Below are 14,696 nucleotides of genomic sequence, written 5' to 3'. Positions count from 1 at the left end.
ATTACTATTTCTTTGGCTGATTTAATAGACTACAATATATACTTTTGATCGATTCAGGTTTTGAATTAATAGAAAAAAGTAAGAATGCAAGTAGGTTTGTAATTTGAACTTTTAACCATCCATTATATTCATACTTTCTAGCAGAAACTTTAATATTCCTAGGAAAAACATAAAGTTTAGATACTTTTCTGATCCTTTTAACTATCTCAAAATCTTCCATGATGACATATTCTTCATCAAAACCCTTTAATTTTTCAAAAAGATTGCGCGTAATATAAAGCGTTTGATCTCCACCTCCAGCAAAAATTCCATTAAAGCGTGTAAAAAATGAATTAATTTTTAATAAAAAGTTATCCTTATCAAATACATATCTATAGCATGCAGCTTCCTTACCAAGGAAATAATATTCTAATATATCTGTAGAGAATTGAGGCACAGGCTGAATATCAGCATGCATAAAATAAAAAATATCAGATTTCGCATTTTGAGCTCCAATGTTTAATTGATGTGCTCTAGATGCTTTCTTAGTACGTATTATTTTGGCACCAAAACTTTTTGCGATCTCAACAGTCTTATCAATACTTCCACCATCGACCACTAATACCTCCGAAATTTTATCTCCTCCGAATTTCGAAATCAATGGAATTACACCTTTTATATTTTCTTCTTCATTGTATGTAGGGATAATTACCGAGATAGTTACTTTACTAGTCATTCGACCTTCGAATTACATAATTCTTGAGAGAGTTTTCCAAAACTACTTTTTGCAAAGCTCCATTTTCGTAGTAAAAAGTATTTGTATTGCCATTTACGTTAATAGAATATACCCCAGGCTTTTCTTCGATGATTTTGGTGAGCATACCGAAATTTTCTGAAATGAGAACATCTCCATTCTTAGGTTCTTCAAAATAAAGCTTAGCAGGACTTGAGTAAACCTTTTGATAAATTGGCTCAGTATTTTCAAACTTGTAAGTTTCAGCATCCACTTTGTAATGATCTTGAGACCATTTTACACTAGTCTCGAAATCGCCTCTATTTGAGTTAGAATGAGTATAAGCCTCAACTAGTTGAGTTTCCTGATAGGTAGCAGTCTGTAGAAATTCAACATGTACTTTCCCGAAAAACCAAAACTCGACAAGACTATTTATCTCGAATTTTGTTTGATTCGAGTTTTCAGTTTTTTCAGCTTTCATGTCACCAATTTTGAATCCTGCTACAACGATATCAAAATCTTGGGACGTTTCCATTTCTTGACTAGCCCCAAGAGAAATAACTGAAAAATATAAAAATATTAATATATAAATTTTTAATAATGAGCTATTTAATGTCATATATATAAAGCTAAGAATGATATTATACATTCCTGTTTTGTTTAATTAATTTCTTTTGTTTGAGTCAATTTATCTTTAAGTCTTTCCCAATCTTCAATATGGTCAACGTCTGAAAGCACAGGCAATAGTGAATGTTTTATTTCATTAAGTTTTAAAAAATCCTGAGTTGATTTTAAAACCTGATCACTACTCCATCTAATATTCTTAAAGATACCAGGGATAAATCTATTCATTCCAAGTAAATAATAACCGCCATCCATAGCTGGGCCAATAACTACTTCAGATTGGTCCAACTCATCAAACGCTTTTTCAATGATCTCAGAGTTGATTTCCGGACAGTCTGTACCTATGATCAATAATTTATCATAACCCTTTTCAAATTGATCTAGAAAAGCATTACACATTTTATCCCCAAGGTTTCCACTTGATTGGATAAAAAATTGAACCTGGCTATCATTTTCTCTAAATTCTGATTCAATATAATTTGAGAAATAGACCAACTTTTTGGCAATAACTGGTTGAATCTGTCGGTGTGTAAAATTGATGAGTATTTTATAGATTTCCAAAGCCCTATGATCTCCAACAATGGCAGCTAAACGGGTTTTCACTTTTCCCAATTCTGCGTTCTTCTGAAATATGATAATTCCTCTTTTCATATTAGGTCAATAACGGCATGTTTCTACATTTAGACTAATTAAAAATCCTTAAAATTAATCCAGAGTAATGATGAATAAGCATTTAATAATTCCATTGATAAAATTTTGTAATCTAGAATACTGTCAACTAATTCATATTAATTAGGAACAGGGATTTTTTGAAAAGCTTATTAAAATTCATACAATTTTTTGAATTAAGTTAAACGCATCTCTTTTACTATCGTTAAATCATTGTTACATCAAGTTAATTTAATACTAAAATAATTTTCATTATGGCATTACGATTAGGCGATATTGCACCAAACTTTATAGCCGAAACATCTGAGGGAAAAATTGATTTTTACGATTATTTAGGAGATGGATGGGGAATCTTATTTTCTCACCCAGCCGATTATACTCCAGTTTGTACTACGGAATTAGGCACAGTGGCATAGCTTCAGGATGAGTTTAAAAAGCGAAATACTAAAGTAATGGCTTTAAGTGTGGATGGTTTAGAAAGTCATAAAGGTTGGATTAAAGATATTAATGAGGCCCAACATACTAATGTTAATTTCCCAATAATTGCTGATGAGGATAAGCGGATTTCAAATCTTTATGACATGATCCACCCAAATTCCAATGAGAATTTTACCGTCAGATCTGTTTTTGTACTTGGAAATGATAAAAAAATCAAACTAATAATTACTTATCCTGCTAGTACTGGTAGAAATTTTGATGAATTATTAAAGGTAATTGATTCACTTCAGTTAACTGCAAATTACTCAGTAGCTACACCGGCAAATTGGAAGCAGGGTGAAGACGTTTTTATTGCTCCAGCGATAAAGAATGAAGATATTCCAGCTAAGTTTCCAAAAGGGCATAAAGTTATTAAACCTTATTTGAGAACTACACCGCAGCCAGATTTATAAAAAAAAGGGATTAAAATCTCTTTTTTTATTACCTAATTGAATCAATCAAATCAACAGTAAACTTAATTTTCTCTTTTATTTGATTAAAGTCCCCAGCTTGAATTAAATCCTTTCGAAATAATTGCGAGCCCATTCCCACACAGCATACACCAGCTTTAAACCAAGAATTTAAGCTTTCGGCAGTTGGTTCAACACCACCAGTAGGAATTAATTCTATTTTAGGTAAAACCGCATGCACAGCTTTAACAAACTCTGTAGAGAGTATATTGGCAGGGTAAATTTTTACTAGTTCAGCACCTAACTCTTGAGCAAAATAAACTTCTGAAACCGTCCCGCAACCAGGAATCCAGGGTATATCAAGATTCCTGCAAAATTCTCCCAATTTCGGGTTCATAACTGGTGCCACAATAAACTCTGCACCCATATCCAGAAATACTTCTGCTTGTTTAGGCTCATAGATTGTCCCTACACCTAGACTAAGTCCCGACATTTGATCAGCTGCCTTTCTTAAGGCTGGAAAGATTGTTCTTGCTTCAGCTCCCCGGTCTACCATTTCTATCACTCTAATTCCACCTTCATAAGCAACTTCAAGCATTTTTAGGCATTTACTTTCATCTGGAGTAAAAAAAATTGGCATTACACCAGCTGAATACATTCTTTTAATAAATGGAGTTGGATTTCGCATTTTATCTTTTAATTTTTCCTATGGATTCGCCTAAAACTAATTCTTGTATTTCTGATTCTGAACAAAGCAAAATATCCCCAGGAACACTGTGTTTTAATGCACCTGCGGCCATTCCGAATTCAATAGCCTGTTGTGGATCATGATGAAGTAAACCATGAATCAAGCCACCCGCAAAAGCATCCCCACTTCCTACCCTATCTACAATATGACTTAAGTTATATTCTTTTGACCTAAAAGTATTATTTCTCGAAGCAATCTTTGCCGATAATTTATTATGAGAAGAACTGATTGATTCTCTTTTTGTAGTGGAAATATACTTTAAGTTTTCAAACCGTATAAAGAGGTCATTTTTTGCTTCATCAAAAGACTCAAACTCCTCATTTAAACAGTTATTAAAATCTCTCGTGCCTGCAATCATTACATGGGTGAACGCCATCAATTCTGGCATTACTTCTTGAGGTTTTTTACCAAAATTCCAAAGGTTACTTCTATAGTTAAGATCTCCGAAAACTGTAACCTTTCTTTTATTCGCTTCTTCCAGAGCTTTCAGTGTGAAATCTGCACATACTTGCGATAATGCAGGCGTAATTCCAGACCAATGCAAAGCATCGGCATTTTCTAAAATTTCATCCCAGTCAAAGTCTTCGATGTCAAGTTTTGTAAATGCAGAGTCTTCCCTATCGTAAATAATTTTGGAACTTCTTTGCATGGCTCCTTGCTCTAAAAAATAGACGCCTATTCTTCCAGGGTAATACTTAATGAATTTGGTGTCAATCCCATTCCTTCTCAAATTTGCCGAAGCGGTTAGTCCTATTTCATGATCTGGGAATGCAGTTAGATGGATAACATGGTTTCCCCAAAATGCCAAAGCTGCTCCAACATTAGCTTCAGAACCTCCAAATTCAATATTGAATTGCTTTGCTTGAAAAAACCGCTCGTTCGATGGCGGGGAAAGGCGAAGCATCACTTCACCCAGAGAAACAATTTTTTTCATTAGGAAATTTATTTTCTATAATTTCAAAGTTGAAAACTAAGTTAAGAAAATTACCATATGATAAACAAAGCTCTTTGTTTAGACCCGATCGATAATGTCGGAGTAGCTTTAATGGATCTGAAAGTGGGTGAAGTCTTTGATTTAAATGGCTTTAAAGGTAACATTATCAATGAGGTAGCAGCCAAGCACAAGTTTGCTTTAAAAGATTTTCAAGCTGGTGAGGATGTTTTAATGTATGGAACAATAGTAGGTGAAACTACTAAAAATGTGAAGGTTGGAGAGGCTATTACACTTGAAAACATAAAACATAAAATCCGTGATTTCAAAGAATTAGGTACAACTTATTCTTGGATAAAACCAGATATAGAGAATTGGAAAAACAAAACTTTTCTTGGATATCAAAGGTCTGATGGACAGGTTGGTACTGCGAACTACTGGCTTGTATTGCCCATGGTTTTTTGTGAGAATACCAATGTAAAATTACTTCAGGAAGCTTTCGAAAAAGCATTAGGTTTTGCTGTTCAGAACCCCTACGAAAACTATGTACGTAAACTTGTAGCAGCATTTCAACACGAAAAACTTACGGAATCGCTTTCGGAAAACGATAATATTTCTGAGTCAAAAATTTTTGAAAATATTGATGGAATTAGGTTTTTAACCCATGAAGGCGGTTGCGGAGGTACTAGAAGAGACTCAGAAACCTTATGTGCATTACTTGCCGGATACGTCAATCATCCCAATGTTGCAGGCGCGACAGTCTTAAGCCTTGGCTGCCAAAATGCAGAGGTTTCTATCCTCCAAGAAAAATTGAATAAAATTCAAAAAGGAACAAAGAAACCGCTAATCATTTGTGAACAGCAGCAAGAAGGTACTACAGAGGTACTCTTAAAGAAAGCCATTGACGAAACTTTTCAAGGATTGGTAGAAGCTAATAAAATTAAAAGAACTCCCTCTCCACTCTCCAAATTGGTAATTGGACTTGAGTGCGGAGGATCTGATGGATTTTCCGGAATTTCTGCCAATCCTACATTGGGACAGGTTTCTGATTTAGTTGTTGCGTTGGGTGGCTCTGCCATACTTTCCGAATTTCCCGAGTTATGTGGAGCAGAGCAGCCATTAATTAACCGATGTATTAACAAAGATGTATCTGGTAAATTTATCCGTTTAATGGATGAATATGCTCAAGCAGCAGAAAATGCCGGTAGTGGTTTTGATATGAACCCTAGTCCGGGAAATATAAAAGATGGTCTTTTGACCGATGCAATAAAATCATGCGGTGCTGCAAAAAAAGGAGGAACTGCCCCTGTTTCAGATGTCCTTGATTATACAGAATATTTAAAAACCCCGGGTTTGAATCTCTTATGTACTCCAGGGAATGATGTTGAAAGCACCACAGGATTGGCTGGAAGTGGTGCCAATATTATCTTATTCTCTACTGGTTTGGGAACTCCAACGGGGAATCCTGTTTGTCCAGTAATCAAAGTAGCTACAAATGACAAATTGACTTCAAGAATGCCAGATATAATTGACTTTAATACCGGTGGGATTATCTCAGGAAAAGAAACTATTGAAACTTCAGGAGAAAAACTTTTGGATTTAATTATTGAAGTAGCTTCTGGAAAAATAAAGACAAAAGCAGAGCAAAAAAGGAATTTTGACTTTATTCCTTGGAAAAGAGGCGTGTCATTATAAAAAAAGGATGCCACAATTTGGCACCCTTTTTTTGTTAGACTGATTTAGTATACAATTTTACCTTTAATTGTATTTTCTCCCTCACCGGTATTTGGGTTAAATGAACCTTCTACGATACCATCGCCTGCTGCATTTTCAAATTTTCCAGTGCCACCTATTATTTCAACTTTTGCAATAAATACGCTTCTATCTTCACTAATAGGTGTAACTATATTTTCGATATTTTTGAACCAAACTGAATTTCCATTCCCATCTGTAGTAATAGAACTAACCTCATCTGGAATATCAGTTAGTCCAATTTCAGCTAATTCTGAAGCATAAAATTGGGTAACGGGAGCTCCTACCGTATTTAATCCATTTTCTGAAACAAAGGCAAATTGATTCAAGAAAGTCAAAGCCTTACCCATATGGGTTGAATTGCCTTCACCAGTTCCTGGGAAATAAGCAGGGATATTTTGTGTAAAAATTCCATTTTCATCAACCTGTATGAGTTGATTGCTAAAATGTTCAAAGTAATTTCTTTCTACTGCTACTTTCTTTCTAGCATTTATATCCTCATTCGGTGAAAGTACTTCTGAAGTGACTTCTGTAGGATTTTGCAACTGCATCGGCTCTTCCATAATAGGCGAACAAGAAGCGAATATTACTGATCCTACAAGAGTCAATAAGCCAATTTTTGACAAAAATGATTTTTTCATAAATAATAAGATTGAAGGTGGGTGATAAGTTAATTTGTTTTTACTCCAAAGTTTGGTGTAAAGAAAAAGATATAATCATAAACTAAATTGCATTTATGTAAGCAAAATACGATTTTTTATGATTCAATAACAAAAAAATTAGCTTTTGAGGCTTTCAATCTGATTTTTCTTGCTTTTGTGTATTTCTCAGAATAATACCAATTTTCTGCAGTGACTTTGTCTTTAAATTCTAACATCACAAATCTATCGTGATTCCACTCGCCTTCTAAAACTTTTACAGGATTACCACGAATAACAAATTTGCCTCCAAAATCCGAAATTGATTCTGGTGTAAGCTTTTTATATTCTTCATAAAGCTCAGGATCATGAATATCTATTTCGACAATAACATAAGCTGGCATATCATATATTTTTAAAATTTAAACTAGAATCCTAATCCCGCTGCATATCTAGACTTTGCATACGCTATCTTTCTTTTTGAAATTAGTTCATTCAAAGTAAGTATGGAATTAAATACGGATACTTCTCTTGAGTTGACTAAAAACAAACTACTCTCACCTATTTCGAATCTTCTCATTTCGCCATTGAGTAAGGTTTCCAAACTCACTACATTTTGCTGATATGTAAGGATTTGACGATTCAAATTTTCATAATTATTTAATTCACTTTCTAATTTGGTTCGAAGTTGAATCTCTTTTAAATCCCTTGAGTTTTCTTTCGAATAAATTTTTGCTTTCGTAAGTCCCAAAGAACCTCTTGACTTACGCCAAAGTAAAGGAGTATAAACTGAAAGGCCCCATTTATAATTATTTTCAAAGAAACCAACATCCTCAAAATCATTCACATTCTCTGTTATAAAATTGTATTTTAATTTTACAACGGGAATAATTTGCTGAGCCTTTAGTCTTCTTTCAACATCTAAGCTGGCAAGTTCAAAATCTACAATCTGTAAATCTGGATGACTTGCAACCATTGTCCTCAGCTCGGCTTCATTTAAAATATTAAAGTTACTTATTTTTAAGCTTTCAGGGATAATTGTTTCATTTAAAATAATTGGGTTTCCTTCCTCATCCCATAAATAAGTATTTAATTCTTGGGTTACTTTAAAAAGGGTGTTTTCTGCCTCTTGGAATTTATATTGTCGATTTAAAACTTGAGAGAATGCCTCAACAGTATCTATTGCGGCTACATCTCCAAACTTAAAGCTTGATTTTACAGCATTATATCTAGTTTCAGCTAACTCAACACCTTCCCTAAGTACGCGAAGGTTTGTGTGCGCCAGTGCCCATCTCCAATACATATCTGTAGCTTGTAAATAGAGTGAATTGAGCATTTGTCTCCTCTGTGACTCTGTAGATTGTTGATAAATCTGTGCTTGTCGTAAGGAAGCCCTCCTTTGATCCATCAATAAACCTTGACCTAGATTCAAAGAAGCGCCAGCAGCAAATAATCCATCACTCGGAACTGTTCCTTCAGCATTTAAGTACTTTCCTGAATTTTGTTCGAATGTACCATTCAATTCAATCCCTGCCCAAGTTGGAATTGAAATTCCAGCTTCTCTTTTGTCGTAGTATAGTGTTTCGTTAAAGGATTTCTTATCAAGATTACCATAAATCATGGGATCAAAACCACCCCTTGCAGTCCTGACTTCCATATTACCCATGACCAAATTTATTTCAGCCTGCGTAGCAATCGGGTGATATTCAACCACCCATTCCAAAAACGAATCATAGCTCAAGGTGTCCTGTTCTTGTGAAAACCCATGAACAAATAGGTTGAAGAAAAGCAAGGTGAAAACTACAACTCTCATCATTTCTTTTTCTCTGCTTTTGCTGCAGCCTCTTTTTCATCGCGGGTATAGTAATCCGCAGGGAATCCATTTAATTGTCTCCAGAGTTCATACCAAACTGGTACATCATTAAGAAGTGCAATTCCATCGGCACCTGAACCTATTCTTAACATTTCTGGCCAAGCTTCTTCCTCTGGATCTTGAGCCACTAATACTCTGTATTGATTGTTTGTACCTGCATATTGATCAATGGCCACTACCACTCCACCAAATGTACCGTTCGATATTCTAGGCCACCCAGAGAATACGATTGCTGGCCAACCATCAAAAATAAAGCGCACTTTATTACCTAGTTTCACTAAAGGTAAATCTACCGGTTGTACGTACATCTCTACTGCCAAATCCGCATCTGAAGGAATAATATTTAAAATTTGATCTCCTTCTTTAATGGTTTCTCCAATACCTACTTGAATAGCTTTTGCCAAATAACCATTTTGTGGAGCTAGAATATATCTAAACCCCGTCCTGGCCTCATAATTTGAGTATTGATTTTCCAGTTTAGTCGTAGTTGCTTCCGCGTCATACTGGGAGGACATAGCTGTATAAATATCAGACCGGGTTTTTGCTATTTTATCTCTAAACTCATTATCAATGGTATTCAACTCAATTCTGGCCGAAATCATCGCATTTTGACTAATCAAATAGTCATTTTCAACAGACAATAATTTAGCTTGGACATCTTGGAATTTCAGCCTTCTTGACTCTAAATCTGTCAAAGATCGTAGACCTTCAGCATATAATTGCTCTGCTCTATCCAACTGTTGTTTTCCAATATCAAAATTAACTTTGGCTTGTTGAAACTTAATGCTGTCAGATTGAACTTTCAGTTCTGCCATTTTGAGTTTATTCTCAGCCTGTTGAATTTTAAGAACATTATTTTCTCTCAATGCTTGTAATTGAGCTTGAAGTGCTCCAACTTTTTCTTTATAGGCTTCTACAGAGAGTGCTTTTGCATCTACTTGCATCTGTGTTCTGGGTAAAAGCATGGAATCAAAATACTCATCTTTTATCTCAGAAATTCTTAGAATAGTATCTCCCTTATTTACGAAAGCTCCTTCTGTCACATACCATTTTTCAATTCTACCTGCAATGACTGAGTGAATAGTTTGCGCTCTTTGCTCAGGCCTTAGTGCAGTTACATATCCTTTAGACCGGATGCTTTGTGTCCATGGTAGAAAAAGGGAAATAAATATTATGGCTATTAACCAGACTAGAAGGCGAATTCTTTTTTGACTTTCCTTTACAGGCAAGGTCATAATTAAACTTTTAGCCCCGCTAAAAGGAATTCGGTCTTTAATTTTATTGCTGGAGATGTTCAGCATAGCTTATCAATTCTTTCTTGTATAATTAACATAATCTTCATAGGATCCTTGAATACCAACTTTACCAGAATCCATTACAATGACTTCATCAGATCTTTGAAGGATTACAGGGTCATCTGTAATCATCACCAATGTCCAATCACCACTCATTAAATATTCGGTAATTTTTGGTTTAACTTCTGGATTAACATACCTCAAGGCATTTTCCATAATAATTGCTTTAGGCTCACCAACTAAGCTCCTGGCAATCAATATACTTTGCGCTACTGCTCTCGACAATCCTTTCCCCTCTGGCTGAAGCTCAGTTTCTAAGTCATCGGGTAGTTGATATATATAATCTTTTAGACCTACTAAATCCAATACCAAATCAAACTGTGCTGAATTCACATCTCTCCCTACCAGAATATTTTCCTTTAATGTCCCTTGAAATATTTCACCAAATTCTAAGCAATCTCCTACAATAGCACGGTACTTTTCAAGTTGAATCATATCAATCGATAGATCATTAACCTTAACCTTACCTTGATAATCTTCATAAAGTCCTGAGAACAATGCCAAGAGAGCACTCTTCCCACTTCCGCTTTTTCCAGTTACCGCAACTTTTTTACCTGGGGCAATAGTTAAATTAGCTCCGTTTAAAATAGGATTTCTTGCATCATGGGGCTGGAACACTACATTTTCCATAGCCAATTTCAAGCCTTCCGGTTGAGAAACAATTAATTTATCAGTACCCTCACTCCTTTCCAATTCCAAATCCATGACAACTCCAAGTTTTTCTACTGCAACTAATGTATCATAGACAGTTTCAAGAGAAAGGATCACCTTTTCTACAGAGTTTATCACGAGAACAATTATTACTTCAGCAGCAACGAACTGACCAATACTAATTTGGTCATTTATTAAAAGTAAACTTCCTGCAATTAAGAGGCTTGTGATGATTAGGACCTTAAAACCTACCATTATTTTGTATTGTAGGATAAGAACGGCAAAGTGCTTTGTCCTAAAATCAACATACCGTTGAATAAGCTTATCAGCTCTAAGAATCGGTAATCTGGTATTACCAACTAATTTAAATGTATTAAGTGTTCTACCGATTTCCTGAAGCCAAAATGCAGTCTGATATTTATAGGACGACTCTTTTAGAGCAGTCTCCATCCCCTTGGGACTTGTAAAATAAAATATCAAAATCAGTATTATGAATAAAACGATCCCGAATACAATAAATGTAGGGTGGTAAAATGAAAGAAGTAATAATCCAAAAATCATTTGGAGAACTGCGGTTGTGAATTCTACCAAAAGCTTTGAGATACCCTTCTGTAAGTTGACCGTATCAAAAAACCTATTGACAATTTCAGGTCCATATTCTCCATGCAAGATTTCAGTTTTTACCCGGGGTAATCTGTAGGCAAAGGATAAACCTGCTTTAGAAAATATTCTTTGTTGAAATTTTTCCGTTATCTGTAACTGCGAGATTTGTAAGAAACCACCGAAAGCTACTCCTATCGCAACGACGATTACTAATAGAACCCACGAAGTGGTCATCCTTCCACCCAAAATAAAGTTCAGAATTGCCTGAATTCCCAATGGCAATGAAAGTGCTACCAATCCATTTAGTATGGCGTAAAAATAAATCGCATATACTTGATTCTTCTCTTCTTCAAGAAGATTAAAGAACCTTTTTAGAGGCGTTGTTGAACTTGTACTATTCATGGATGATGGTTTTTAATACCAAATGATGAAAGAATTCAAACCTTCCTTCTTTATCCAAACTTGATTCTGTCATTCCTGGGAGGTGTTTTGAATTATATGATTGAAGTAAACTAGCTTCCAAAACAGTAGAAACCAAAGTTTTCGGGTATTTATAAGAGGGATTAATTTCTCGTATCATTTGAGCTATTCTTTCGCCAAATGCATAAAGCTGAGAAAAGATCCCACTTTCATGTTCAAGGTCTACACTTTTGGTTAAATAACCTTTTAATGATTCATTAACCACAATATTTTTTATCTCAATTGGATTCAAATAATCATTATGAGTAATAATCGGACCTTCAACTAAAAGCCTGATAGCTAGTTCTAACTTTTCCTTAGGATCAGGCAAATTCGCCGTTCTAAATGCCAAATTATGTTCCATCCAAGCCCAATGCCATCCCGTAAGATATAGAAGGAATTTATGCTTGTTTTCAAAATATCTATAAATAGCAGGCTCTGTGCCGCCTATCTCTTGAGCTAGTTTTTTAAAAGTGAAATTTTCTACGCCTAACTCTAGTAAAAGCTTAGCTCCTATTTGCACTATAGCTATTCCTAGTTCTGAGCTAAATGGATCTTTTAAATAAAGATGCTCATTTACTTCCACTTTTAATTTCCGGAGAATACTTTCCATTATTATAAGATTTTGGAAGATTAACGAGCAGGATTAAAAATGGTTTAGTAAAACAAGTATTTTTGTTAGTAATATTCACAAAATGTTAATAAAACCAATTTTAAGTATCTTTTTAGAATAAAAAAGCTCCCATTTTTTCAATTCAAGACTATATCAAAAAGTTTTAAAAATGATATTCTGTTAGCATTCATTTATATGAGATTTTAATTTATACCCATATAAAAAACCATTATCTTAAACTCTAATGAGCAAAAGGAAGTCATTTTTTGAATTCAATATCCGCCTTTGGGTTTTTTGGCCTCCATTCATTTTACTTATTCTGGCTGTTTTTCTTAGTCTCGTAATTCCTGATTTTTTTATTAGTTCATTAGAATCAATTCAGGAATTTCTTCTAATCAACTTCAGCTTGGGCTTTAGCTGGGTTTCTTTTGCAATGACCCTTTTAGGATTAATAGTATTCTTCTCTCCTCTGGGAAAAAGAAGAATAGGTGGTCAAAATGCTAAACCCAGATTGAATAGGCTAAGTTGGTTCGCAATTGTCTTGTGCACCACAATAGCTGTAGGAATTCTTTTTTGGGGAAGCGCGGAACCACTTTCTCATTTTATATATCCTCCCGATTTTTTAAATAATGAACCACTATCTAAGGATGCAGCAAATTTTTCTCTAGGTGCTCTCTTTTTTCACTGGGGGTTCACTCCTTACGCGATTTATATAATTCCTTCGCTTTCTTTCGGACTCTTTTACTACCATGGAAAAAATAATCCTAGTATAAGTTTGGCTGCTCGGCCTATTTTAGGTTCCAAGCCCAGGAAAAACTGGGAAAATATAATTGATGGAATCAGTCTCTTTTCTTTGGTCACAGGAATGGCAGGTTCATTAGGAGCAGGGATCTTAAGCCTCACAGGAGGATTTCTCAAGTTTTTCCCAGAATGGAATATGGGAGTTTCATCAGGAATTATCACTCTCATTATTCTTTTGACCTTCATCGTCTCATCCTCTACAGGGATTGAAAAAGGAATCAAAAATCTCTCGTTGTTCAACCTGTTCTTCTTTTTTTTGATTGCTATTCTATTTGTATTCGTTGGAGAGAAATCAAAAATTATAGATTCTATTTTAATGGGATTTAAAGAATATGGTAAAAACTTTATTGATTTAAGTCTTCAATTAAGCGGTAAAGGAAATACTTGGACCTATGATTGGTCTATATTTAATTTTGCAATTTGGATGGCCTGGGCACCTGTAACATCCTTGTTTTTAGGTAAAATAGCATTGGGAAGAACTGTAAGAGAATTTTTGCTTTTTAATTGGTTTCTCCCAGCCTTATTCTGTCTTGTTTGGATGGGGATATTTGGAGGAACTACATTGGACCTGGCAATCCTCAAACCAGAATTCTATCAGAACTTATATGAAACATCTGGTCCAGAATCCATTATCTATCAAGTTTTTGAGGATTTGGGCTACTTTAAGCTTTTTGCTAGATTATTTATTCTTGCAATATTCATTTCCTATGTAACTGCTGCTGATTCTAGTACAGATGCTTTGGCAAGCTTAAGTATGAAGAATATAGGAAATGACCCTTTTCAGTCAGATACGAATCTAAAAATAGTATGGGGAACTCTGATAGCTTTTTTAGCCTGGATCATGGTCTTATTTTCAGGTATAGACGGGGTAAGAATCTTATCTGTTATTGGAGGAGTTCCTGCCCTTTTCTATCTGATTTTAGTTACATTAAGCCTGACAAGAGTTTTGATAAAGCCATCTAACTTTTTAAAAAATTAATGTCCTCTATATTTTAATTTGCCTACTCCATACAGATAAAGGACTTTAGAATATCGAAGCATTGCTGGAAACAGTAGCAAATTACCGACTACCACTATTGTCAAATACATCCACAATTCAGGTTTTTCTATCAAAATATTGATGGCAGTGAGTGCTGTAATTACCAGTGCAACGGAGAACGCATAACTTATATACATCGCTCCGTAGTAAAAATCTGGTTCAGGATTTAAATTTGCGTTACAATTTGGACAGGTTTGATTAATTGCAGAAATTTTTCTAAAACTAAAAGGAGAAACCGGAAATAAGTTACCTTCTCTGCATTGAGGACATTTTGCTCCAAGAATTGCTTGAAAACCGCTTTTTTTACTCATTTCTTAAATTTTCCTCAAAGTTAAAATCTT

Annotated in this window: 14 protein-coding genes and 1 pseudogene; 3 read left to right on the top strand and 12 right to left on the bottom strand. The window is 34.7% G+C overall.

Features of this window, described 5'->3' with window-relative positions; translation table 11 throughout:
- Positions 1-4: 4 nt before the first annotated feature.
- The 3 genes from AAGF08_RS07815 to AAGF08_RS07805 all read right to left on the bottom strand — a co-directional run bounded on the left by AAGF08_RS07815 (position 5) and on the right by AAGF08_RS07805 (position 1,987).
- Positions 5-715 carry a TIGR04283 family arsenosugar biosynthesis glycosyltransferase gene (locus AAGF08_RS07815; RefSeq protein WP_343510597.1) on the bottom strand — a complete coding sequence of 237 codons (711 nt, stop codon included), beginning with the start codon at positions 713-715 and terminating at the stop codon, positions 5-7.
- Entirely contained in the window at positions 708-1,247 is a 540-nt protein-coding gene (locus tag AAGF08_RS07810) for a DUF6134 family protein (RefSeq protein ID WP_343510596.1), read from the bottom strand. The genes AAGF08_RS07815 and AAGF08_RS07810 overlap by 8 nt, the downstream gene beginning before the upstream one ends.
- A gap of 125 nt (positions 1,248-1,372) precedes the next feature.
- Positions 1,373-1,987, bottom strand: coding sequence for a TIGR04282 family arsenosugar biosynthesis glycosyltransferase (locus AAGF08_RS07805; protein WP_343510595.1), 615 nt, complete (start codon positions 1,985-1,987; stop codon positions 1,373-1,375).
- Between the two features lie 272 nt (positions 1,988-2,259).
- Here AAGF08_RS07805 and AAGF08_RS07800 point away from each other — a divergent pair.
- A pseudogene (locus AAGF08_RS07800) lies at positions 2,260-2,895 on the top strand (peroxiredoxin).
- A 28-nt stretch (positions 2,896-2,923) separates the two neighbouring features.
- Here the strand turns inward: AAGF08_RS07800 and AAGF08_RS07795 are convergent.
- Positions 2,924-3,580: a bifunctional 4-hydroxy-2-oxoglutarate aldolase/2-dehydro-3-deoxy-phosphogluconate aldolase gene (locus AAGF08_RS07795; protein ID WP_343510594.1), complete on the bottom strand. Its 657-nt coding sequence runs from the start codon at positions 3,578-3,580 to the stop codon at positions 2,924-2,926.
- 1 nt (position 3,581) lies between these two features.
- The gene (locus AAGF08_RS07790) at positions 3,582-4,574 is read right to left on the bottom strand and encodes a sugar kinase (RefSeq protein WP_343510593.1); all 993 of its coding nucleotides are present in this window, start codon (positions 4,572-4,574) and stop codon (positions 3,582-3,584) included.
- Positions 4,575-4,631: 57 nt separating this feature from the next.
- On the opposite strand from AAGF08_RS07790, the gene AAGF08_RS07785 reads away from it, so the two are divergent.
- On the top strand, positions 4,632-6,266 hold the full coding sequence (locus AAGF08_RS07785) for an altronate dehydratase family protein (RefSeq protein ID WP_343510592.1): 1,635 nt from the start codon (positions 4,632-4,634) through the stop codon (positions 6,264-6,266).
- A 44-nt stretch (positions 6,267-6,310) separates the two neighbouring features.
- Here the strand turns inward: AAGF08_RS07785 and AAGF08_RS07780 are convergent, their stop codons facing one another.
- The 6 genes from AAGF08_RS07780 to AAGF08_RS07755 all read right to left on the bottom strand — a co-directional run bounded on the left by AAGF08_RS07780 (position 6,311) and on the right by AAGF08_RS07755 (position 12,515).
- Positions 6,311-6,964 carry a hypothetical protein gene (locus AAGF08_RS07780; protein WP_343510591.1) on the bottom strand — a complete coding sequence of 218 codons (654 nt, stop codon included), beginning with the start codon at positions 6,962-6,964 and terminating at the stop codon, positions 6,311-6,313.
- 116 nt (positions 6,965-7,080) lie between these two features.
- A complete protein-coding gene (locus AAGF08_RS07775) occupies positions 7,081-7,365 on the bottom strand; it encodes a DUF1330 domain-containing protein (protein ID WP_343510590.1) in 285 nt (94 codons plus the stop codon).
- 23 nt (positions 7,366-7,388) lie between these two features.
- Entirely contained in the window at positions 7,389-8,777 is a 1,389-nt protein-coding gene (locus AAGF08_RS07770) for a TolC family protein (protein WP_343510589.1), read from the bottom strand.
- Complete coding sequence (locus AAGF08_RS07765) at positions 8,774-10,135, bottom strand: HlyD family efflux transporter periplasmic adaptor subunit (protein WP_343510588.1); 1,362 nt, start codon at positions 10,133-10,135, stop codon at positions 8,774-8,776. The genes AAGF08_RS07770 and AAGF08_RS07765 overlap by 4 nt, the downstream gene beginning before the upstream one ends.
- Before the next feature lie 6 nt (positions 10,136-10,141).
- Entirely contained in the window at positions 10,142-11,845 is a 1,704-nt protein-coding gene (locus AAGF08_RS07760) for an ATP-binding cassette domain-containing protein (protein WP_343510587.1), read from the bottom strand.
- Positions 11,838-12,515 carry a TetR/AcrR family transcriptional regulator gene (locus AAGF08_RS07755; protein WP_343510586.1) on the bottom strand — a complete coding sequence of 226 codons (678 nt, stop codon included), beginning with the start codon at positions 12,513-12,515 and terminating at the stop codon, positions 11,838-11,840. Before AAGF08_RS07755 ends, AAGF08_RS07760 begins: the two co-directional genes overlap by 8 nt.
- 244 nt (positions 12,516-12,759) lie before the next feature.
- Between AAGF08_RS07755 and AAGF08_RS07750 the strand changes: the two genes are divergently transcribed.
- Positions 12,760-14,295, top strand: coding sequence for a BCCT family transporter (locus AAGF08_RS07750; RefSeq protein ID WP_343510585.1), 1,536 nt, complete (start codon positions 12,760-12,762; stop codon positions 14,293-14,295).
- Here AAGF08_RS07750 and AAGF08_RS07745 read toward each other — a convergent pair.
- Positions 14,292-14,666, bottom strand: coding sequence for a DUF983 domain-containing protein (locus AAGF08_RS07745; RefSeq protein WP_343510584.1), 375 nt, complete (start codon positions 14,664-14,666; stop codon positions 14,292-14,294). The genes AAGF08_RS07750 and AAGF08_RS07745 overlap by 4 nt on opposite strands.
- Positions 14,667-14,696: the final 30 nt, after the last annotated feature.

Origin of the sequence: Algoriphagus sp. SE2 (assembly GCF_039563885.1) — a bacterium.
Taxonomy (GTDB): Bacteria; Bacteroidota; Bacteroidia; order Cytophagales; family Cyclobacteriaceae; genus Algoriphagus.
Note: the sequence above shows the minus strand (reverse complement) of the source record. Positions and strands in the feature narration are given on the sequence as shown.

Coding starts and splice junctions, on each gene's coding strand:
- AAGF08_RS07815 (WP_343510597.1), bottom strand. CDS start 715: ATGACTAGTAAAGTAACTATCTCGGTAATTATCCCTACATACAATGAA.
- AAGF08_RS07810 (WP_343510596.1), bottom strand. CDS start 1,247: ATGGAAACGTCCCAAGATTTTGATATCGTTGTAGCAGGATTCAAAATT.
- AAGF08_RS07805 (WP_343510595.1), bottom strand. CDS start 1,987: ATGAAAAGAGGAATTATCATATTTCAGAAGAACGCAGAATTGGGAAAA.
- AAGF08_RS07795 (WP_343510594.1), bottom strand. CDS start 3,580: ATGCGAAATCCAACTCCATTTATTAAAAGAATGTATTCAGCTGGTGTA.
- AAGF08_RS07790 (WP_343510593.1), bottom strand. CDS start 4,574: ATGAAAAAAATTGTTTCTCTGGGTGAAGTGATGCTTCGCCTTTCCCCG.
- AAGF08_RS07785 (WP_343510592.1), top strand. CDS start 4,632: ATGATAAACAAAGCTCTTTGTTTAGACCCGATCGATAATGTCGGAGTA.
- AAGF08_RS07780 (WP_343510591.1), bottom strand. CDS start 6,964: ATGAAAAAATCATTTTTGTCAAAAATTGGCTTATTGACTCTTGTAGGA.
- AAGF08_RS07775 (WP_343510590.1), bottom strand. CDS start 7,365: ATGCCAGCTTATGTTATTGTCGAAATAGATATTCATGATCCTGAGCTT.
- AAGF08_RS07770 (WP_343510589.1), bottom strand. CDS start 8,777: ATGATGAGAGTTGTAGTTTTCACCTTGCTTTTCTTCAACCTATTTGTT.
- AAGF08_RS07765 (WP_343510588.1), bottom strand. CDS start 10,135: ATGCTGAACATCTCCAGCAATAAAATTAAAGACCGAATTCCTTTTAGC.
- AAGF08_RS07760 (WP_343510587.1), bottom strand. CDS start 11,845: ATGAATAGTACAAGTTCAACAACGCCTCTAAAAAGGTTCTTTAATCTT.
- AAGF08_RS07755 (WP_343510586.1), bottom strand. CDS start 12,515: ATGGAAAGTATTCTCCGGAAATTAAAAGTGGAAGTAAATGAGCATCTT.
- AAGF08_RS07750 (WP_343510585.1), top strand. CDS start 12,760: ATGAGCAAAAGGAAGTCATTTTTTGAATTCAATATCCGCCTTTGGGTT.
- AAGF08_RS07745 (WP_343510584.1), bottom strand. CDS start 14,666: ATGAGTAAAAAAAGCGGTTTTCAAGCAATTCTTGGAGCAAAATGTCCT.